We start from the raw sequence: 19,483 nt of genomic DNA, 5'->3' as shown, positions 1-19,483 counted from the left end.
TCAAACGTTTCCATTTTCTTGGCAAAAGTATATTTAGTCGAAGTGCAATAGGTTAGACGTGAGATGATACCATGACGAGCCTATTGAGACAGCTTCCAAGGATAAAGGAGGGCATAGTGCTCGTTGAGTACTCCTCGACGGATCATCCCGAGAGGGCCATGGCGGAGATATTCACGGAATGGATGAATCAGGGAATAACTCCCCTGATAGTCGACATAGGCGATGCCCTCCACGTCTTTATCCAGAACCTGCGGTTTCAGGGCGTTGAGCTCCCCATAGAGAACGTCCCCGTGATAAAGGAGAGAGGAACGGTCAACGTTGGAAACGTCGTGGGGAACGTGGACGTTGTAGAGGACTTCGACCACCACCTGGCCATCTACGCCAAGTTCGCCAGGGAGGTCCCCCTGGAGAGCCGGAACCACACCATCGTCCTGGGGATGGAGAGGTTCTCCTTCACGTTCATGTCGGACCCGCCGAAGCTTGAGAGGTATTTCGAAAAGATAACAAGGCTATACCTCCCGGTCGAGGAAAGGATAAGCTTTCTTTTCCTGAACGTCGACATAGCGTCCGAATACCTGAAAAAAGGGCTTGAACAGGATTCCGACTACGTAATCCAGGTAGTGGGAAAGGATGCCAAACTCCTGAAATCCCCCGGAGGGGTGGGATATGCGGTTCTCTGAGTATCTGGGCAAGATCGGGCCTGGCGAAACCGTCCTCATAGAGCATACTTCGCTGTCCCCATATCCCAGGTTGTTCTACGCGATAGGAAACTCGTACGGCTGGGAGAGGGTGCTTCTGATAGACATCCTAGACTCGAGCATGCCCGTCGTCAGGTGGCTCAGGCTGGCCGGATTCACCGTCCCCCAGTACATAAAGAGGATAAAAGCCGGAGGAATGTCCGAATGGGGGGAGGTGCTCTTCGAGGTTGACCCCCACAAGGACCCGGGCATTTTCCTGAGTCGCTTCTCCAACTGGACCAACGGATACTACTCAAAGAACCCCGGAACCGTCAGCGTGGTTATGAACCCCGAGAGGCTCATCCCTCTCCAGAACAACAATCCGCGCTTCATCATAAGCCTCGCCAACCTGGGAGTGGCTTTCATAGGCAACCCCACGAGGAAAACCTTCTACTTCGTGAACACCGACCTCGCGGACAGAAGGTACGTGGCGCTCCTGGAGGAGGCCTTCATACGCGTAATAAGGACCGATGACGACGGAAAGACGGTGATAGTTAAATCACCCGAGGAGGATGAGGGGGCAAGCCTGGAACCCGTGTAGATGAAATCTGCCAAGGTTAAATTAATATAACGAACTCCCCCGTTTTAACTCGGTGACCAAGATGCCGATGAGATGCAAGTTCTGCGAGAGGCCGGCCTTCATCAAGCTCCACTATCCAAGGATGTACCTCTGCCCGGAGCACTTCACCGAGTACTTCGAGAGGAAGGTAAAGCGGACAATAGAGCGCTACAAGCTCATAAAGCCCGGCGAGAGGATTCTGGTCGTTGTGAGCGGGGGAAAGGACTCGGCCGTTACCGCCCACGTCCTCAAGAAGCTCGGCTACGACATCGAGTGCCTCCACATAAACCTGGGGATAGGCGAGTACTCCGAGAAGAGCGAGGAGTACGCCAAAAGGCAGTGCGAGAAGCTCGGCGTTCCCCTCCACATCGTTCGCGTCAGGGAACTCCTCGGAAAGGGCATCGGCGAGGTGAGGACGAGGAGACCGACCTGCTCCTACTGCGGGCTGACCAAGCGCTACATCTTCAACAAGTTCGCCTACGACAACGGCTTCGACGCGGTAGCTACCGGCCACAACCTCGACGACGAGGCGAGCTTCATCTTCGCCAACCTAATGAACTGGAATACGCAGTACCTCGCCAAGCAGGGTCCGATAACTCCGGCGCAGTTCAACGGGAAGCTCGTGAAGAAGATAAAGCCGCTCTACGAGCTGACCGAGAGGGAGGTAGTCGCCTACGCCCTGGCGAACGGCATAGAGTACCACATCGAGGAATGTCCCCACGCCGTTGGAGCACCGACCATCGAGTACAAGGGCATACTCAACGAGATGGAGGAAAAGAGACCGGGTACCAAAATCAACTTCGTCAAGGGTTACCTGAGAAAAAAGAAGCTCTTCGAGGCAGAGCTCCAGGAAACGGAGCTGAGGGAGTGCAGGATATGCGGAATGCCATCGAGCGGTGAGGTGTGCTCGTTCTGCCGGTTCTGGCGCAGGGAGGAACCGATAGATTTCAGGGTGGGGAAAGAATAAACAAACCTGATGTCCAAAGGGAGAATCAAAGCTCCCTGAACCTAATCCTAAACCTCAGCTCCCCCTCCATCGGGAACAGCAGGGTGTAGCTGACGCCCTGCTGGATGAAGTCCCATCCCGCTTCACTCTGGCTGAGGGTCTTTATCGGGTACTTCCAGACCTTTGCCTTCCTGTCAAGCTCTATTTCCACCTTTCCGATGCCATAGGGGTCGTTCACCTCAAAGCTTTCCGCCTCGAACTCCCCTGGCTTCTCCATGACGCTGTGGACGGCCAAGTTAAGCTCAACGCCGAACAGTGCCTTGACCTCACTCTTTACCGTATAGTCCACCACGAAGCCATCCTCACCCAACCTGAAGGACTTTTCAACCCGAGCAGGCCTTCCGGAAACGCTACCATCGCGCCAGAGGGTGATGCCCCCATCGAAGGTGCTGTAGTCATAGGCCCCCTTCACGAAGTCGCCCATCTCGAGGTACCTCGCAAGGCGGTACTCATCGAGGGTAGTCTTGGGATGTAGGAAGTGGTCCTGGAGGATTGCCCTCAGGTGATCATCGTAGGCCATTTCACGCTTTATCTCGTCGGGGATTCTCTTGCCCAGCTCGTGTATGCTAGCAACGCCCTCGTCACCACCCTCCTCTGGGGTGGCCGCCTCGGGAACCTCGTGGTAGTGCTCCCAGCGCCTCGCGAGAACGTCATTGTAGTTGAGGGCTCTCTTCTTCGAGCTGAGCTCGAAGAGCGCTCCACCGTAGGCGGGTTTAAACACTGCGTAGAAACTTTCGTTCTCCAGAAAGACCTCCTCCCGTCCGTCGAAGTCTATGTCCCTAACGAAGGTTCCAATCTTCACGTGGCTGTTCGCCTTTATGAGATTCTCCCAGACGGCCCTCCTGAGGTGGGGGAGGTAGACGCCGCCGAAGACACCGTGCCAGTAGGCGTCGTTGCACTGGGCCCTGAAGAGGAAGCGTCTGGCCTCCGGATTTTCCCGCACCAGCTTGCTCACCATGAGCATGCGCTTGTGCATGTAGTTGCTCTCCGGGTACTTGAGGAAAAAGTTCTTCCAGATGCCTCCCCTGACGAAGACGCGGTACCTCTCAAACTGGCCCTGCTCCTTGAGCTTTTCGACGAACTCGACGAAGAGCTTTGCCTGCGCCGCCGGAAGGGACCACTCGCTCATCTCGAAGTAGGAAGCTATCGGAAGGTAGACTATACCCCGTGGCTTGAACCTTGAGAGGTACTCGGAGTAAAGGGTGAGGTTTATCCCCTCATCGCTTGAAATCCGGTCGAAGAACTCCCTGAGCCAGCCCTTCTCATAGACCCACTCGTAGGTGCCCGGCCAGACGCCGAACTTCTCGCCGTCGTCATGGAAAACTGCAACCTTGCTCTCATCGCCGTCCTCCAGGGAGTGAAGGTACTCTATCGTTTTCTCGACGGGACGGAAGGGAATGAGGTAGCGCAGCTTCTCGTCTATCGGGAAAACCGCTATAACCTCCCCGCCGTCCTCCGTGTAGTATGGCCAGAAGAGCTCTTCCTTGCTCAGCCCGGCGCTCATGAAGTGGTAATCGTCAACGATCACGTACTCTATGCCCGCCTGGCGGAGGCTCTTTACGAGCTCCGGCTGCCACACGCGCTCGGTCAGCCAGACGCCCTTTGAATCGTAGCCGAGCTTCTTGGCGAAGTCCTTGAGAAGCTTAATCTGCTCTATCCTGTCTTCCTTCGGAATCGCCGCCAGAACAGGTTCATAAAAGCCGGCGACGACTATCTCAAGCTGTCCCTTCCTCACGAGGGAGCGGAGAAGATCAATGTACTCCGGTCGGCTCTCATCCAGCCACTCAAGGAGGGGACCGCTTATGTGAACCGCGACCTTCATGTTCGGGTATTCTTCAAGTATCTCCATGAACGGCCGGTAGGAGCGCTCGTAGGCGCTCTCCAAGACCCAGCCGAAGTTACCGAGAGGCTGATGGTTATGGATCCCGAATATGAAGTTCACCATGGCAACCACCCCTGTTATCACTAGCAGTGATATGGAAAGAAAAGCATATAAACCTTTTTCTCCAAATATTCACTACCGGTGATTACAGTACACCCTTGGGGATTGAACATCACCGGAGGTGTTTGATGTGAAAAAAACGGCAGCCTTTATATTGATGACCGTTCTTCTACTTAGTCTAGTGCCCTTTGGAAAGCTCGCAAGCGCCATGTACGGGGAGAAAATCCTCGACGGAAGTATTGCGGAGTGGGGCACCCTGGATCACGTCGCAACGGCAAAGAACAACGGCCTTGCAGGCGCCAATCTCAGAGACCTCTACATCGCCTGGGATGACGAGTACCTCTACATCGCCATAACAACCAGAAACTCCGCGAGCTGGGATGTGGCTTACGGAATAGGGATAGACGTCGACCCCGGAACAGGAAACGGATACACCGGCACCAGCGATGCATGGGGAAGGAGGATAAGCTTCGGAGGCGGATACGCCGCCGACTACGAGTTATACTTCTGGTGGTCAGGCGGCGATGGAAATATAACCGCGGACAACTTCATAGCCTGGACCGGCGGTGGCTGGGACTACAAGGGAGTTAAAGACGTCGGAGGCGATTTCGTCTACACCGGTGACTCCAGCAGCGGACTCCAGCTCATGGAGATAAAGATACCGTGGAGTGCGCTGGGCGGAAAGAGGGACAAGATAGCGATAGTCGCGTGGATAGCGGGCGGCGGTGACTCTTCAGCAGTCAGTGCCCTGCCCTGGGACAGCACGATGGAGAGCCTCGATGCCCCCTACGCCAACTGGTACGGGGGTGACGAGTGGGGCGACACCGACTACTTCACGGAGCTCACCGAAGTGGCAATAGCCCCCAAGACCATAGACGGAAACCTCGATGACTGGGAGAACTACGAAGTTGTCGGCGTGAGCAGCCTGGACGGCCCGGATGGCGCGGACGTTGGTAAGCTCTACGTATCCTACGACGACCAGTACCTATACCTAGCCCTCACCACGAACAACACCGCGAGCTGGGATGTCGCTTATGGAATAGGAATAGACGTCGATCCAGGAACGGGGAACGGATACACCGGAGACCTGGATTCCTGGGGAAGGAAGATCGGCTTCAGCAAGGAGTACGCGGTTGACTACGAGCTCTACTTCTGGTGGAGCGGAGGGGGCAAGAGCATAACCTCCGCAAACTTCAACAGGTACAAGGGGGACATGGGAGGAAACTACTGGGAGAACTGGGACTACAACTTTGCCAGCTTCAACTACGCCTACACCGGAGGGGACAACGGTCTGCAGACCCTGGAGATCAGAATCCCATGGAGCGCCCTCGGCGGAAACACGCCCAAGCTGGCCATAATGGCCTGGGTTGCCGGAGGGGACGGGAGCTCCGCGGTGGATACAGTTCCGGACGATCCCGCGGTTGATGGAAACGACTGGGTTGATCAGGATCAGCTCTCAAACTTCGCCGTGATCGAGATACCGATTCCAAAACCAGAGCTCACCGTCAAGCTGACCTCCAACGTGCTTGATGTTGAACCAAGGAAGCCTGCCAACCTGACCATCGATGTCCGGAACTTGGGAACCGTTGAGGCAAAGAACGTGACGGTTGCCCTCTACGACAACGATAAGCTGCTGACATCGTGGATTGTGAACCTCTCGGCTGGGGGCAATGCCAGCTTCTGGTACGTCTACGAGTACCCGGGAATGTGGGGAACCCACGTTTTCAAAGCGGTCGTGGACCCCGATAACACCATCGAGGAGTTCAACGAGGACAACAACGTCGACACGGTTACCCTCGATGTCGGACGGCTGCCCAAGCTCCAGAACACCTTCGTCATGCACAACATGTTCTACGGAACCAGACATTTCGAGAAGGACTATCCAAGGTACAACGAGCTCGACCAGCAGCTCAGGAACATGCCGCTTCCAGAGGACGCGAAGGAGAGGCTCGACGAGATACAGAACGAGGTTCTGGACCTGGTGAAGCTCTACAACGAGGGTAAGGACATGATCACCCAGCCGAACTACGCGTTCATGGGGGCAATGAAGATATACCGCGCCTACACCGGACTTAAGAGGATCATCGGAGAGATGGAAGAGATGCTCAGAAAGGCCCAGGAAGGAGAATACGAGCACGAGAAATACATGGAGGAGCTCGCCAAGAACCTCACCAAGAACATAGACGGAAACCTCGACGACTGGAGCGTGGAGCCGGTTGCAGTTGACGACACCGGCTTCGGGCAAGACGGTGCCAACCTCAAGGCACTCTACGTCGACTACGACAACCAGTTCCTCTACATAGCCCTCACCACCGAGAACAAGGCATCATGGAGGGTCGCCTACGGCATAGCACTGGACTACAAGGACGGCGGATACACGACCGGAACCGACGCCTGGGGCAGGAAGGTTAGCTTTACCGATGGAGTTGACGCCCAGCTCTACTTCTTCTGGAACGGGGAGTTCTTCGGCGACAAGGGAACCAGCAACATAACCAGCGCCCAGCTCGTACTCTGGAACGGTACCGCCTGGAAGTACGAGGACCTCAAGTGGGTGGGGTTCTACGCCTACACCGGCGGCGCCGAGAACGGACTCCAGACCCTAGAGATAGCGATTCCGTGGACGGCCATCGGCGGAGAGCCCGAGAAGCTGAGAATCGTGGCCTACGTGACCGGACAGGGCAGCGGAGACTCGGCCGTCGACGTACTGCCACTCCAGGAGGCCGTTAAGGACAACGCGCCGGGCGATGAGTGGGGAGACGCGGACACTTTCTCGGAGTTTGCGGTGGTCACGATTGAGTGACCATCCTCTTTTGCATTCTTCTTAGTTTTCTCAGAGGGGAATAAAACCCGCAAGGTAAAGAGCTATCGCTATCGCCAGCTGATTGGAGAAGTTATCGTCCAGCTGGTTGGCGGGATTTGACCCTGGGGGCAAACCGTAGAGCTCAACCAGTGCCCCTGTTAACGAGCCTATAACCGCCAGAAGGGGACCGACCAGGGGGTACAGGATGAGCACGCCGGAGATGAAGTAGGCAAGGCTTCCCTCGAGGCTCTTTCCGTTGCTGAATCGGTGCCTGCCCAGGGATTTTCCGATTATAGCTGCCAGGGCATCCCCCACCGTGGCGACGGTGATGGCACCGATGGCTATCTCGGCTGGGAAAAAGTAGACCACTATGAAGGCCGCCGCGGCAAAGTATATGTGCGCCGCCACGCGATAGCGCTCGTGACTCCGGGTAATCTCGTCGATCTGCTTCTCGAGAACCTCCATGCGCTCCATGACGTCGTTGTCCACGTATATCTTGAGCCTCCTCTTTATGTTGTCCCTCAGCTCCTCGATTATCCTGAAGGGTTCGAGCACAACGAAGATGAAGAACGCCAGGCCAATGAGTGTGAGCGTGAGGTCCCGCCCGAAGAGCAGGTAGGAGACCGGAACCAGCAGGCCTGTGAGGTGGAGGGACTTACGCTTCAGCTCGCTTTTCATGCTCATTCCTTATCACCTCCAGAGCCTCTATGAGGTCCCTCACCACGTAGTCCGCGTGCTTGGGGCGCCTCCCCTTGAAGTATCCCCTGCCAACGAGTATCGTGGTCGCGCCTATCTCCTTCCCGCCCCTCATGTCGGTATCGTCCCTGTCCCCGACCATGTAAACCTCGTCCTCGTGCGGAAAGAGCCGCCTGGCCAGGCGGAAGTTGTGGGGATCGAGCTTGCTGTGGCCGGTCTCGCCGCTTATTATGAGGGCGTCGAAGTAGTCCTTTATGCCAAGGTATTCGAGCTTCTTTCTCTGCCACCTGGTCGAGGAGTCCGTCACAAGAACCACCTTGGCACCCATGCGTTTCAACGCCTCAAGGAACGGTACCGCGTCCGGGAAGAGCCTAAGGTTCGAGAAGAACACCCTGTCTATGAGCTCTTGCATCTCCTCAAGCTCCTTGGGAGAGATTTTGGCGTAGACCTTCTCTAGGAGGTTCTCCACGATTTTATCCAGGTCCATCATGTGGAACTCACGCGACTGCTCCAGCTCGCGGTAGCGGGCGGTGAGTATGTAGAAGAAAGCCTTAAACTTCCTCCGTTTCAGCAGAAAGGGTATGAGACGGAGTATCGTATACTTCCCGGCCTCCCACGTGTTGCACAGGGTATCGTCGAGGTCAACGAGCACGAGCATATTAGAGAATCCCTCCCCGGGATTTAAATCCTTTGGGTTAAGTTTTAAAAGATGACGGGAAAGTCTCCAACGTATGGACAAGGGAAGCCTGCTCATAATGACGGGCATGGGAATGATAATGCTCGGATTCTTGCTAGTCTTTATTGGAACCGCCATCTCGGCCCTCGGCGGCGAGGGTGAGGTGGAGAGCGGTGGGGTTATAATGATAGGACCGATACCGATAGTCTTCGGAACGAGCAGGGGTGCCGCAGGAATAGCCATGATACTGGCGATAATTCTCATGGCGCTCTGGGTGATAGGGGCTCTACTCGCGAGGAGGGGATGACGTGGACTTCCTGCTGGCCCTGGCAATTCTCCTGGTGGTTGCGAAGAGCATCGAGTGGCTCTTCGAAAAGGCCGAGATACACCCGATAATAGCCCACGTGCTGACGGGAATACTCCTCGGTCCCTTCGTCCTGGGCATCATAGAGCCGAGCGAGGAACTGGGCGTTCTGGCAAGGTTCGGCCTGATAATGATGATGCTCTACATGGGGCTCACCAGCAACTTCTCGGCGATAGCGCAGAACACCAAGAAGGCCATCGCCGTTGCCAGCCTGGGGGTTGCCGCCTCGTTCATCCTGGGGTTCCTAACAGTCGAGTACTTCGGCAAGGGAACAACTGCAGCCATCTTCGTGGGAATAACCCTCGGAAACACCGCAATAGAGGTCACGAGCGGAATTCTCGTTAAGGAGCGCGTCAAGAGGGAGGTCTCGTCGATCCTCATGGGCGCGGCATTCGCCGACGACATAATGGCCGTCTACCTGATAGGCATCATAACCGCGATGGCCGGCGGGAGCCTGGATGCCCTCTCCTTCGGAATCCTGACCGTCAAGATATTCGCATTCATAGCCGCCACGCTCCTCATCTCGGAGTACGTCTTCAAGAGGGCGAAGTGGTTTTACTCGATCGTCCGGAACCTGAACGTCTTCTTCACCTTCACGCTCATCCTCACCTTCGCCCTCGCCATCATAGCTGAGAAGGTCGGCCTGAACCAGATAATCGGAGCTTATCTAGCGGGACTCACGATAAGCAGACTCCGCGAGAGGAAGGACCCGCTCGTGGTCACGAGGATAAAACTGAACGAGCTGATCGAAGACCTCCAGGTGGTCCTCACCGAGTTCTTCATACCTCTGTTCTTCATCTACGTCGGCCTGATGTTCAACCCCCCGCTGGCGAGCATAAGCCTGGCCCTTATAGCGGCTCTCTACATAGCCGCCGTCCTCGGGAAGCTCCTCGGCTGCGGCCTGGGGAGTAGGCTCTTCGGCCTCGGCTGGAAGGACTCAATCCTCGTGGGAATCGGAATGGGCGGAAGGGGAAGCCTGGAGCTGGCCATACTCACCTTCGGCCTCACGACGGGCCTGATAGACCAGGTCCTCTTCGCCAGCGTCATAGTGGTCTCGATGCTGACGGCACTGACGACGCCACTGTTCTTTAAGACCTACATCAAAAGGGCAAAAGCTTAAATTCATACCGGACGACTAGTGCCAGGTTGGTGAGAGGATGTTTCCGAGGAGAGGCGCGAGCGAGGAAGAGGTTCTGGAGGAGCTTGAGGAGAAAACGTCCCCCGATCTTACCTTTGATTCGGGGAGGATACTCGGTTCGATGTGCACATACCCCCATCCCTTCGCCCTCGAGGTCGTCCGGCGCTACATTGACAGAAACCTGGGCGACCCTGGACTGCACGTCGGGAGCCAGAAGGTCGAGGAAGAGGCCATCGGAATGCTCTCAAACCTGCTCGGCCTGGCGAGGGGCTACGGGCACATAGTTTCTGGCGGAACCGAGGCGAACATCCTGGCCGTGAGGGCCTTCCGGAACATAGCGAACGTCGAGAAACCTGAGCTCATTCTGCCCGAGAGCGCCCACTTCTCTTTCCTGAAGGCGAGCGAGATGCTCGGCGTTAAGCTCGTCTGGGCGGAGCTGAATCCAGATTATTCCGTCAACGTTAGGAACGTCGAGGATAGGATTACCGACAACACTATTGGGATAGTTGGAATAGCCGGCACTACTGGCCTCGGCGTTGTGGACGACATCCCGGCCCTAAGCGACCTGGCCCTGGACTACGGCCTTCCACTTCACGTGGATGCCGCCTTCGGGGGCTTCGTGATACCCTTCGCAAAAGCTTTAGGCTACGAGATTCCGGACTTCGACTTCAGGCTGAAAGGTGTGAAGAGTGTAACGATAGACCCCCATAAGATGGGGATGGTTCCGATTCCAGCTGGAGGAATAATCTTCAGGGAGAAGAGGTTTCTGGAGGCGATAAGCGTTCCGGCGCCGTATCTGGCCGGTGGAAAGGTGTGGCAGGCCACGATAACAGGAACCCGTCCGGGTGCAAGCGCTCTAGCCGTTTGGGCGATGATAAAACACCTCGGCTTCGAGGGCTATACTGAGGTCGTCGGGAACGCGATGGAGCTGAGCAGATGGTTCGCCTCAGAATTGAAGCGGATTCCCGGCGTTTACCTGATCAGAGAGCCGGTTCTCAACATAGTGTCCTTCGGGACCGAGAACCTTGAGGAAGTCGAGGAAGAACTGAAGAGGCGCGGCTGGGGCATAAGCGCCCACAGGGGCTACATCAGAATCGTCATGATGCCCCACGTGAAAAGGGAGCACCTGGAGGCTTTCCTGAGGGATTTGATGGAAGTTATTCGGTGACCCCTTTTATGTCCACGTGAACGAAGGCGACCTCCACCTCGGGGATCTCCTCTATCCGCTTCTTAACCTCCTCGCTGATGTCGTGGGCCTCTTTCAGCGTGAGTTCCGGAGGCACCTCTATGTGGAGCTCGACGTGAAGTCTGCTGCCAACGTAGTGAGCGCGGAGGTCGTGAACGCCGAGAACGTTGGGAACGTCCAGCGCGCGTTTCTTTATCTCCTCGCATATCTCAAAGGGCGGGGCCTGGCCGGTCAGATAACCGACGTTCTCGAGGATTATGTCCAGGGAAACCTTCATGAGGAACACCGCAACCACGAGGCCGGCGAGGGAATCACCGTACTGGAAACCAAGTTCCTGGGCACCCAAACCTATGAGAACCGCAACGCTGCTCAGGGCGTCGCTCCTGTGGTGGTACGCGTCCGCAACTAGTATCTGGCTGTTGAGCTTTTTCCCGACGTGGACGGAGTAACGGAACATGAGCTCCTTCGCCAGGATTGAAACCACCGTAACCGCGAGCATTATTGAGTTTACCTCTATGCTTCCCCCACGGATGATTCTGTAGACCGCATCGCGGCCTATCTCGTAGGCCACTATAACCAGCGCCTCTCCGATTAGGAAGGCCACCAGGGGTTCAAACCGCGAGTGGCCGAAGGGGTGGCTTTTATCGGGCGGCTTCGAGGAGATTTTTATTCCCGCGTAGCCGATGACGCTTGTGACGACGTCGCTCAGCGAGTGAACGCCGTCGGATATGAGGGCTATGCTCGAATACAGAAAACCCACGGTTAGCTTGAGGACGGCGAGAAGGACGTTGCCAACGATGCTGACCCATATGGGCCTGTATATCTCCTCCACGGTACCACCACAATTTTGTGCATATGCACACAATATTTAAACCTTTCCACACTGGCGTTGGGGCCAAACCTTATTAGGTTTTCCAATTTTGTTAGGCTAATCGAAAAAAGCAGAATGGAGCATCGCGGTCAGTCCGTCACTCCATCATCACGAGCCTCAGACAAGGCTGAAATCATCATCCCGAAAAAGGTTGAGGATGGGCCTTAAAAGGGTTTGCTCAGAGATCACCTTTCCTTCCTCATCCATCGGTTCGCCCATCACTCATCATCGCGTTCCCAACTTCTCGCGGGGGCTTAAAACGGTTGCCCAAAAATAGTGTAAGGAGGCAGTGGAGTCAGAACTCCAGCTCGAAGTTCCCGGGCCTGTGCTCGACCACGATGGTAAGAACGCCATCCGAGATGGACTCGTCCACGATTTTACCGCCGACGACCCTGACGTCCTCAACGTTTCTCAGCGCCACCTCACTGAGGTTCGAGAGATGGTTGCGGAGGTGGAACACGTCGCCGTCCCTGCCGAGGACGGTCGCAGTGGAGTAAACGACCTCGACGTCGCCGTACCTGACCCCAAAGGGCAGGAAGAGAACGCCGCGCTTTTTCATCTCTATCCCGTCCATGAGCTTTGGAACCTCGATTCCTCTGTACCGAACCTTTCCGAATACCCTGTGGCCGCGCGGGTTGGCGAGGACGAGGTAGTTCCCCCGCGGAATCGCTATCATGTCACCGTCGGTGACCTCAAAATCCCGTCCAACTCCCTGAAGGGCCAGCAGCTTTTCAACGAACTTTCTGTGGAGGTCGTGATAGCTGCTGAAGTACTGGGGCCTGAAGCCGAGCACTACCGCGCTTCCCCTTCCCTTCCGAACGAGCGCCCCGACGGGCTTACCGTTGGCGAAGGCTACCGGCGTTCCGCCCCTAACCTCTCTGGCAACGTTCCTGGTTACCATCCTGTCAATCCCGTCCGAAGAAACACTGACGAAGGGGATGAGCCTGAAGTTGTCCCTCGCCTCTGCAAACTCAACCTCAACGCCGAGATAGTCTGCTAGAGCGGAGTACGGCTTCATGCTCTCGTCAAGATAGGGGAGCATCGGGAGAATCACGAGGTTTCCGCCCCTCTCAACGAACTCCACCAGCTTGTCCTGAACGTCCTTGGCCATGAAGTCGAGGCTGTAGACCCAGAGCTGGTCGTACGCCAACATCTCCCCGACGCTCGCCTCCTCAAGGTCGAGGACGTCGAAGGGGACGTTGCTCATGGCTAAGAGAGTCAAAAGCCCGCGCTCGCCAAGGAGGTACTCGTTGAGGTTGACACTCTCCTTAAGGCCACCTCTGAGTCCCCATACAGTCAGGGGCTCGTAGGGCTCGTAACTCCCGAAGGCCACCCTCGGCCTAAGCCGGCTCTCCACGAAACCTGGATTGCCCCTCAGAAATTCGCCGAGCCATTTAATCGGCTCGACGTGCGGCCTCTCGCTTCCATCAAGACCTACCGGCGAGTAAACGTCCCAGGTTGCCCCGTTGTGTGACTCGTAGCCTTTGGGATTCTCCCCGCCGGCGTAGAGGTAGTAGTTGATGTTGTGGATTCCGAGGGCCGGAAGGAGGGCGTAGAGCAGCTCGGCCTCGTCCGGCTCTATCGTGTGGGCCAGCGAGACCTGGGTCTCTATGCTCAGCGGCGGCGTTCCAAGCCTCTTCTGATAGAAGCGGTAGATTCCTGTTTTGTAATAAATGTGCCCGAGCCTGTCCTCTTTGAAGTCGAAGGAGCGGTAGAAGGAGTACCAAAACTCCGTCCAGAGGTGGATATCGAGGTTCTTCTCCCTCACGTAGCGGTAGAAGTGTTTCCACGCCACCAGGAGGAGGTAGGGGTCGAGTATGCTTATCGGGACATCAACGTAGCGCCTCAGGTGGTAGTAGAGGGTCTCGACGTAGCGGTTGGTCATCCATATCTTGAAGTGGTGCCAGTCGAGGAGCTTTGTGAGGGGCTCCGATGGCTCTGTAGGGGGTTTAACCTCACCGTAGTCTGAGATTTCAGTTCCGTACCTCTCCGCGAGAGTTTCAAGGGGGTAGTTTTCCCTGAGCCATTCCTCCCAGAGACCGCCGGGTTTAACGACTACATCGTTGTAATCGGTGAGGAACGGCTGGAATATCGTTTCCCAGTATGAGGGCTCGTCGTCGATCGAGACGCTTATTATAGGTCCGCCGTTGGTGTGGAGGTAGTCCCGGATTACCGGCAGGACAGCGTCGTACCACTCCGAGACGGCCTCCAGGTAGGTCGGGTGGAGGTAGGTAACCGGCGGGTAATAGATGTCCCGCGGCAGGGCCCCGTCAGGCCCCCTGGCGAGTATCTCGGGGTGCTCGTTGATGAGCCAGTCGGGAATTCCACCGTTCCGCCACTCGCCGCAGATGTACGGGCCGGGTCTGACGATGGCGTACATGCCCAGCTCCTGAACCAGCTCAAGGAACCCCACCAGGTCTCGTTCGGGATGTGTTTCTCCAGTGAAGTCGAGCTCACCCTTCGAAGGCTCGTGCCAGTTCCAGGCAACGTAGGTGTCAACCGTGTTGAGGCCGTGCCCCTTCATTTTTTCCAGCCTGTCGCGCCAGTGTCTCCTCGGAACGCGGAAGAACTGGAGCGTTCCGCCGTAGATTACAACCCTCTCGCCGTCGATAACGTAAAACCTGCCGTCGTGATCAACCTTCATAACCATCACCACTTCACCACCTTGCTCAGAAACCTCGGCCTGTCCGGGTTGAGTCCGCGCCCAACGGCCTTGTAGTAGGCGAGGAGCTGAATAACCGGCAGGTAGAGAACCACGTTAGCCGGCTGGCTCAGCTCCGGGACCTCGATAAAGTAATCTGCCCCAGTGTCGCGCCTTCCAACGGTGAGAACCCTTGCTTTTTGCCCCTGGAATTCCTCCGTGAGCTTTTCGTGCCAGTCAAAGGGCTCGTTCACGAGCAGAACTACGAGGGTTCCGTCGTCGGCTATAGACTTGAAGCCGTGCCTGACCTCGAAGGTCGGGTATGCCTCGCTCCAGAAGAGGGCCATCTCCTTCATCTTCAGCATGGCCTCAAGTGCCACGGGATAGAGTATCCCCGAGCCGAGGAAGATGACGTTCCTGAAGTCGAAGCCGCTGACGATTTCCCTGATGTAGTCCTCGCTCCGCAGGACTTCCTTCGTTAGCGACGAGACGAGTTCCGCGTCGTAGGTTTCCCGCCCGTACGAACGGAGGAGAAGCTGCAGGAAGGCGAAGTAGAAGGCCGTGAAGGAGTGGGTCATGACGACGCTCTCCTCGTGGGCCGGGACGATCAGGGCATAATCGGCTTTCCTTGAGAGGGTGCTCTCGTAGGCGGTGAGGGCAAACCTGGGAACGTCGAGCGTGTTAAGGGCCTTAACCGCCTCGGTTGTCTCGCCAGAGCGCGATATGGCGACGAGAAGTTCAGGGTTTCCTATCGGATACCATTCACGCGAATAAAGAAGTTCGGAGCAGGGGGCGCTGAGCCCCCTGCCCCCGAGGCGGGTGGTTGCCATGGCCAGCGGCTGCGACAGGAAGTGCGAGCTGCCGCAACCAGTGTAAACTATCTCCCTCGGTAACCGGAAGTCGTGAGATGTTACGAAGTCTTCGAAGGCCTTCTGGGCTGTGAGTATTCCCTCAGGGGTTTTCCTTATCTCCCTCAGAGTCGCGTGCATTCAACCACCCCCGTAGAGATGACAGGCAACCCAGTGGTTCTTCTCGACCTCGCGGAGCTCGGGGCGGACTTTGAAACAAACGTCCTTGGCCTTCGGACACCTCGGCGCGTAGCGGCAGCCGGCTATCTCGTAGATGCCGCGCTCCTCCTTCTCGGGCTCGATCCCCCTGAACTCCCACTTGACGTTCAAATCGGGAACGCTCTCCAGGAGCATCTGGGTGTACGGATGAAGCGGATTGTGGAACACCTTCTCAGTGTCGCCCATCTCGACGATGGTTCCGCGGTACATGATTATCGTCGAGTCGCTGATGTAGTAGCCGAGAGCTAGATCGTGGGTGACGAAGAGAACCGAGGTGTCGTACCTGTCCCTGAAGTCGCCGAGGAGGTTGAGGATGTCAATCCTCGTTGAGGCGTCGAGCATTGAGACCGCCTCGTCCGCTATTAGGAGCTTCGGCTTCACGAGGAGGGCCCTCGCTATGAGTATGCGCTGCAGCTGGCCTCCGCTGAGCTGGTGCGGGTACTTGCCGCGCACCTCGCTCGGATTCAGGCCGACCTGGGTCAGCGCACCGTTTATCATCTCGTCACGCTCGTCCCGACCAACGTCCGGGAAGAACGACCGAAAGACCAGGTCAAAGGCCCTGTCAATCTCATGGAGGGGATTGAAGCTCGCAAAGGGGTCCTGGAACACCGCCTGGACGTCCTTGTAGTACTCCCTCCTCAGCTGCTTCTTGCTCAGCTCGGTTATATCACGACCCTCGAAGAGTATCCTTCCCGAGGTTGGCTTTATCAGCCTGAGGATGAGCTTTCCGACCGTGGTCTTTCCGCTCCCGCTCTCGCCGACCAGGGAAACTATCTCCCCGGGTTTAATCTCGAAGCTGACGTCGTCAACGGCTCGAATTTCAAAACCACCGACGAGGCCGGAGCGGAATATCTTAGTCAGCCTCTCGACCTTGAGGAGACTCATTGGCCCTCACCCCCGGCGACGTGACAGGCAACGTAGTGGTCCCTGCCAACGCTCAGGAGCGGCGGTTCCTCACTGGGGCACTTCTCGAGGGCGTAGGGACAGCGGGTGTGGAAGCGGCATCCCTTCGGCGGGTTGAGCAGGCTTATCGGATATCCTGGAATACCGCTCAGTTTCTGCCTCCTGTACTGCACGCCCATCCTCGGCAGGGAGTTGAGGAGGAGCCGGGTGTATGGATGAACCGGGTTGTTGATTATCTCCTCTGTGGGGCCTATTTCGACGACCTTACCCGCGTACATCACCATTATCCTGTCGGCTATCTTGTCGAGTATCGCCAGGTCGTGGGTGACGAAGATTATCGACTTGACTATGCCCTCCTCCATGAAGTGATGAAGGAGTTCAATGACGACGCGCTGGGTCGTAACATCTAGGGCAGAGGTTATCTCGTCCGCTATGAGCAGATCCGGGTTGAGGAGCGTTGAGACGACCATTGTGGCGCGCTGGCGCATTCCGCCGCTCAGCTCGACTGGGTACATGTTCGCCACATTGGGGCTGAGCTTCACCATCGCCAGCCTCTCGCGGAGGAGCTTTTCCACCTCTTCCCTTTCCGTGTGGCCGTGCTCCCTCGCCAGATCCCAGACTATGTCCCGGATTTTCTTGGTCGGGTTGAGGGCGTTCATCGCGTACTGGGGGATTATTGAGAGTTCGTTGTAGCGTATCCTCCTCGCCTCCTCCTCGCTCAGCCTCATTAGGTCCCTACCCTTGAAGAGCGCCTTTCCGCCCATGTGAACCATCGGCGGCTTCCTGAGGATGAGGGAGTGCACGAGGGTTGATTTTCCGCAGCCACTCTCGCCGGCTATGCCGAAGACCTCCCCCTCCTTGATCTCGAAGCTGACGCCGTCAACGGCCTTTACGTGGCCGACGGGGGTTGCGTAGTAGATTCTAAGGTCCTCAACGGTGAGCATGTCATTCCCTCCTCAGCCTTGGATTGAACACCTCTTCCATGCCCAGGTTGATGAAAAACAACGCCGTGATGATGAGGGTGATTATCAGCCCGGGCGGGATGAACCACCACCACCAGCCGAACTGGAGGGCATTGTGGGCTATCGCCTTCTGGAGTATCGTTCCCAGTGATACAGCCGTCGTTGGGCCAAGGCCTATGAAGTCGAGCGTCGCCGAGGCGAGTATCGCGCCGCTGAACTGCAGGATTCCGACCATGAAGATGTAGGAAATCATGTTGGGCATTATCTCCTCGAAGATTATCCTGAGGTCGCTGAGGCCGACTATCCTCGCCAGGTTCACGAACTCGCGGTTCTTCAGCGAGAGGGTCTGGGAGCGAACGGCTCTTGCAACCCAGGGCCAGCCGGTTAAACCTATGATAACCGCCTGAACCTCCGGGCTTCTGGCTTCGAGATAGGCCGCGACCAGTATTAGGAGCACTATCGACGGGATGACCAGCATTATGTTGACGAACATCATGAGCAGTTCGTCGGTCAGTCCGCCCTTGTAGCCCGCGATGAAGCCTATCGTAATACCGAGGATGGTTCCTATCACCGCCGCCAGCACGGCTATCCAGAGGCTGGTCCTCAGACCGTAGACGAGGAGGGCGTAGAGGTCCTTTCCGAGCTTGTCGGTTCCGAGGATGTGGAGAACCTCCACCTGCCTGCCGGTGTAGGTCGTGAGCACCTCCCGCGTCATCGGCGGAAGGGTCTTGGTGGAGTACGTCGCCACCGTGATGTTCGTTCCGGGTATGGTCTCGTAGTATAGGCCATCGCTCGAGAACACCGTGAACAGTGGACCGATTATGGCGAATACCACGAAGAACAGGAGTACCCCGAAGCCGAAGCGGAACTTGTTGTTCCTCATGGCGAGTTTGAACTTGTAGAGCTTGCTCTCCCTGGCCATCTTCAACCCTCCGTGTAGCTCGTCCTGACGCGCGGGTCAATGAAGGCGTAGACTATGTCTATGACGAAGTTCGCCGCGAGAACCGAGACCACGACCATGAGGAAAGCCCCCTGAAGCAGGAAGTAATCCTGGCTCAGCGCCGCGTTCATGAGGAGTATGCCTATCCCCGGGTAGTTGAAGACTATCTCCGTCGCTATCGCCCCGGCAACCATCAAGCCGAGCTGAAGCGCCAGACCTGTAACCTGGGGCAGAATGGCGTTTCTGTAGGCATGCCGAGTCATCAGCTTCTCGCTCGCCCCGAGCGCCTCAAGGTAGCGGACGTAGTCTGCCTCAAGCTCGTAGATTATCATGTTGCGCATTCCTATGGCCCAGCTGCCGATCATGACTATGAACAGGCTCAGGAATGGGAGTATCCAGTGGGAGATGAAGCTCTTTATGAACTCCCACGAGAAGCTGGGGAGCAGAGAGGGGTCGTAGGCGCCCTGGTAGGGGAGCCAGCCGGCCTTGACCCCGATGAAGTAGACGAGGAGCATGGCAAACCAGAAGTAGGGCATGCTCGCGAGGAAGTAGAAGATGGGCATCATGTAGCGGTCGTACCTCTTATTCTTACCCGCTATCGCGCCCAGCCAGTTTCCGACCAGCCAGCTGAGCGCTATGGCCGGCAACAGAAGGGCGATATCATAGGGAAGGGCGTGCTTGATTAAATCGGCCACGGGGGCCTTGTAGAGGAGGCTGTAACCGAGATCACCGTGAAAGAGCCTCACCCAGAAGTTTACGAACTGTCTCCAGAGGGGCTCGTTGAGCCCGTAAAGCTCCTCATAGAATTTAATCAGAATCTCCCTCTCCCCAGGGGAGAGGTTTAGGGTCGAGTCTATCATAGCCTCTATCGGGTTGCCCGGCATGAGCCTGGGCAGGAGCCAGTTGAGCGTGACCGCGAATAGGAAAGTTATCGCGTAAACGAAGGTTTTCCTGGCGAGATACTTCCTGAACCCCATTGCTTTCCCTCCCGATTA

General features: G+C 56.6%; 17 protein-coding genes. 7 read left to right on the top strand and 10 right to left on the bottom strand.

All coding sequences use genetic code 11. From position 1 onward, the window contains the following. Window positions 1-71: 71 nt before the first annotated feature. From CDI07_RS09480 to CDI07_RS09470, 3 genes are all read left to right on the top strand, one after another. Window positions 72-680, top strand: a complete 609-nt coding sequence (locus CDI07_RS09480; protein WP_088181391.1) for a DUF257 family protein — start codon at window positions 72-74, stop codon at window positions 678-680. Further along, entirely contained in the window at window positions 667-1,278 is a 612-nt protein-coding gene (locus CDI07_RS09475; protein ID WP_088181390.1) for a DUF257 family protein, read from the top strand. Before CDI07_RS09480 ends, CDI07_RS09475 begins: the two co-directional genes overlap by 14 nt. Before the next feature lie 67 nt (window positions 1,279-1,345). After that, window positions 1,346-2,263 (top strand): TIGR00269 family protein, encoded by a 918-nt coding sequence (locus CDI07_RS09470; protein WP_088181579.1) that lies wholly within the window; start codon window positions 1,346-1,348, stop codon window positions 2,261-2,263. Between the two features lie 25 nt (window positions 2,264-2,288). Here CDI07_RS09470 and CDI07_RS09465 read toward each other — a convergent pair whose 3' ends face one another. Then, window positions 2,289-4,247: an alpha-amylase/4-alpha-glucanotransferase domain-containing protein gene (locus tag CDI07_RS09465; RefSeq protein ID WP_088181389.1), complete on the bottom strand. Its 1,959-nt coding sequence runs from the start codon at window positions 4,245-4,247 to the stop codon at window positions 2,289-2,291. A gap of 154 nt (window positions 4,248-4,401) precedes the next feature. Between CDI07_RS09465 and CDI07_RS09460 the strand changes: the two genes are divergently transcribed. Further along, window positions 4,402-7,044, top strand: a complete 2,643-nt coding sequence (locus CDI07_RS09460; RefSeq protein WP_088181388.1) for a CARDB domain-containing protein — start codon at window positions 4,402-4,404, stop codon at window positions 7,042-7,044. Window positions 7,045-7,074: 30 nt separating this feature from the next. On the opposite strand, the gene CDI07_RS09455 is transcribed toward CDI07_RS09460, so the two are convergent. Beyond that, window positions 7,075-7,728 (bottom strand): diacylglycerol/polyprenol kinase family protein, encoded by a 654-nt coding sequence (locus tag CDI07_RS09455; RefSeq protein WP_088181387.1) that lies wholly within the window; start codon window positions 7,726-7,728, stop codon window positions 7,075-7,077. Then, the gene (locus CDI07_RS09450) at window positions 7,700-8,398 is read right to left on the bottom strand and encodes an HAD family hydrolase (protein WP_088181386.1); all 699 of its coding nucleotides are present in this window, start codon (window positions 8,396-8,398) and stop codon (window positions 7,700-7,702) included. The genes CDI07_RS09455 and CDI07_RS09450 overlap by 29 nt, the downstream gene beginning before the upstream one ends. A gap of 73 nt (window positions 8,399-8,471) precedes the next feature. Here CDI07_RS09450 and CDI07_RS09445 point away from each other — a divergent pair, with 73 nt between their 5' ends. Genes CDI07_RS09445 through mfnA form a run of 3 tightly spaced genes read left to right on the top strand, consistent with a single transcriptional unit; the run spans window position 8,472 to window position 11,086 of the window. Then, complete coding sequence (locus CDI07_RS09445) at window positions 8,472-8,723, top strand: DUF131 domain-containing protein (RefSeq protein WP_088181385.1); 252 nt, start codon at window positions 8,472-8,474, stop codon at window positions 8,721-8,723. Window position 8,724: 1 nt separating this feature from the next. Further along, window positions 8,725-9,900 carry a cation:proton antiporter gene (locus CDI07_RS09440; protein ID WP_088181384.1) on the top strand — a complete coding sequence of 392 codons (1,176 nt, stop codon included), beginning with the start codon at window positions 8,725-8,727 and terminating at the stop codon, window positions 9,898-9,900. Between the two features lie 37 nt (window positions 9,901-9,937). Next, the gene (gene mfnA / locus CDI07_RS09435) at window positions 9,938-11,086 is read left to right on the top strand and encodes a tyrosine decarboxylase MfnA (RefSeq protein ID WP_088181383.1); all 1,149 of its coding nucleotides are present in this window, start codon (window positions 9,938-9,940) and stop codon (window positions 11,084-11,086) included. Here the strand turns inward: mfnA and CDI07_RS09430 are convergent. From CDI07_RS09430 to CDI07_RS09400, 7 genes are all read right to left on the bottom strand, one after another. Next, window positions 11,076-11,936: a cation diffusion facilitator family transporter gene (locus CDI07_RS09430; RefSeq protein WP_088181382.1), complete on the bottom strand. Its 861-nt coding sequence runs from the start codon at window positions 11,934-11,936 to the stop codon at window positions 11,076-11,078. The two genes, mfnA and CDI07_RS09430, sit on opposite strands and share 11 nt — an antisense overlap. 334 nt (window positions 11,937-12,270) lie before the next feature. Next, the gene (gene glmA, locus CDI07_RS09425) at window positions 12,271-14,619 is read right to left on the bottom strand and encodes an exo-beta-D-glucosaminidase (protein ID WP_088181381.1); all 2,349 of its coding nucleotides are present in this window, start codon (window positions 14,617-14,619) and stop codon (window positions 12,271-12,273) included. Between the two features lie 5 nt (window positions 14,620-14,624). After that, entirely contained in the window at window positions 14,625-15,605 is a 981-nt protein-coding gene (glmD, locus tag CDI07_RS09420; RefSeq protein ID WP_088181380.1) for a glucosamine-6-phosphate deaminase, read from the bottom strand. Then, window positions 15,606-16,568 (bottom strand): ABC transporter ATP-binding protein, encoded by a 963-nt coding sequence (locus CDI07_RS09415; RefSeq protein WP_088181379.1) that lies wholly within the window; start codon window positions 16,566-16,568, stop codon window positions 15,606-15,608. After that, window positions 16,565-17,530 (bottom strand): ABC transporter ATP-binding protein, encoded by a 966-nt coding sequence (locus tag CDI07_RS09410; protein ID WP_088181378.1) that lies wholly within the window; start codon window positions 17,528-17,530, stop codon window positions 16,565-16,567. Before CDI07_RS09410 ends, CDI07_RS09415 begins: the two co-directional genes overlap by 4 nt. Before the next feature lies 1 nt (window position 17,531). Then, window positions 17,532-18,470 carry an ABC transporter permease gene (locus CDI07_RS09405; RefSeq protein ID WP_088181377.1) on the bottom strand — a complete coding sequence of 313 codons (939 nt, stop codon included), beginning with the start codon at window positions 18,468-18,470 and terminating at the stop codon, window positions 17,532-17,534. A gap of 2 nt (window positions 18,471-18,472) precedes the next feature. Continuing rightward, window positions 18,473-19,465 (bottom strand): ABC transporter permease, encoded by a 993-nt coding sequence (locus CDI07_RS09400; RefSeq protein ID WP_088181376.1) that lies wholly within the window; start codon window positions 19,463-19,465, stop codon window positions 18,473-18,475. Window positions 19,466-19,483: the final 18 nt, after the last annotated feature.

This window comes from Thermococcus sp. 5-4 (assembly GCF_002197185.1).
GTDB classification, from domain to species: domain Archaea; phylum Methanobacteriota_B; class Thermococci; order Thermococcales; family Thermococcaceae; genus Thermococcus; species Thermococcus radiotolerans.
Note: the sequence above shows the minus strand (reverse complement) of the source record. Positions and strands in the feature narration are given on the sequence as shown.

Bases quoted from the DNA above. Each gene is read 5' to 3' on its own strand.
- CDI07_RS09480 (WP_088181391.1), top strand. From the start codon at position 72: ATGACGAGCCTATTGAGACAGCTTCCAAGGATAAAGGAGGGCATAGTG.
- CDI07_RS09475 (WP_088181390.1), top strand. From the start codon at position 667: ATGCGGTTCTCTGAGTATCTGGGCAAGATCGGGCCTGGCGAAACCGTC.
- CDI07_RS09470 (WP_088181579.1), top strand. From the start codon at position 1,346: ATGAGATGCAAGTTCTGCGAGAGGCCGGCCTTCATCAAGCTCCACTAT.
- CDI07_RS09465 (WP_088181389.1), bottom strand. From the start codon at position 4,247: ATGGTGAACTTCATATTCGGGATCCATAACCATCAGCCTCTCGGTAAC.
- CDI07_RS09460 (WP_088181388.1), top strand. From the start codon at position 4,402: ATGACCGTTCTTCTACTTAGTCTAGTGCCCTTTGGAAAGCTCGCAAGC.
- CDI07_RS09455 (WP_088181387.1), bottom strand. From the start codon at position 7,728: ATGAGCATGAAAAGCGAGCTGAAGCGTAAGTCCCTCCACCTCACAGGC.
- CDI07_RS09450 (WP_088181386.1), bottom strand. From the start codon at position 8,398: ATGCTCGTGCTCGTTGACCTCGACGATACCCTGTGCAACACGTGGGAG.
- CDI07_RS09445 (WP_088181385.1), top strand. From the start codon at position 8,472: ATGGACAAGGGAAGCCTGCTCATAATGACGGGCATGGGAATGATAATG.
- mfnA (WP_088181383.1), top strand. From the start codon at position 9,938: ATGTTTCCGAGGAGAGGCGCGAGCGAGGAAGAGGTTCTGGAGGAGCTT.
- glmA (WP_088181381.1), bottom strand. From the start codon at position 14,619: ATGAAGGTTGATCACGACGGCAGGTTTTACGTTATCGACGGCGAGAGG.
- glmD (WP_088181380.1), bottom strand. From the start codon at position 15,605: ATGCACGCGACTCTGAGGGAGATAAGGAAAACCCCTGAGGGAATACTC.
- CDI07_RS09415 (WP_088181379.1), bottom strand. From the start codon at position 16,568: ATGAGTCTCCTCAAGGTCGAGAGGCTGACTAAGATATTCCGCTCCGGC.
- CDI07_RS09410 (WP_088181378.1), bottom strand. From the start codon at position 17,530: ATGCTCACCGTTGAGGACCTTAGAATCTACTACGCAACCCCCGTCGGC.
- CDI07_RS09405 (WP_088181377.1), bottom strand. From the start codon at position 18,470: ATGGCCAGGGAGAGCAAGCTCTACAAGTTCAAACTCGCCATGAGGAAC.
- CDI07_RS09400 (WP_088181376.1), bottom strand. From the start codon at position 19,465: ATGGGGTTCAGGAAGTATCTCGCCAGGAAAACCTTCGTTTACGCGATA.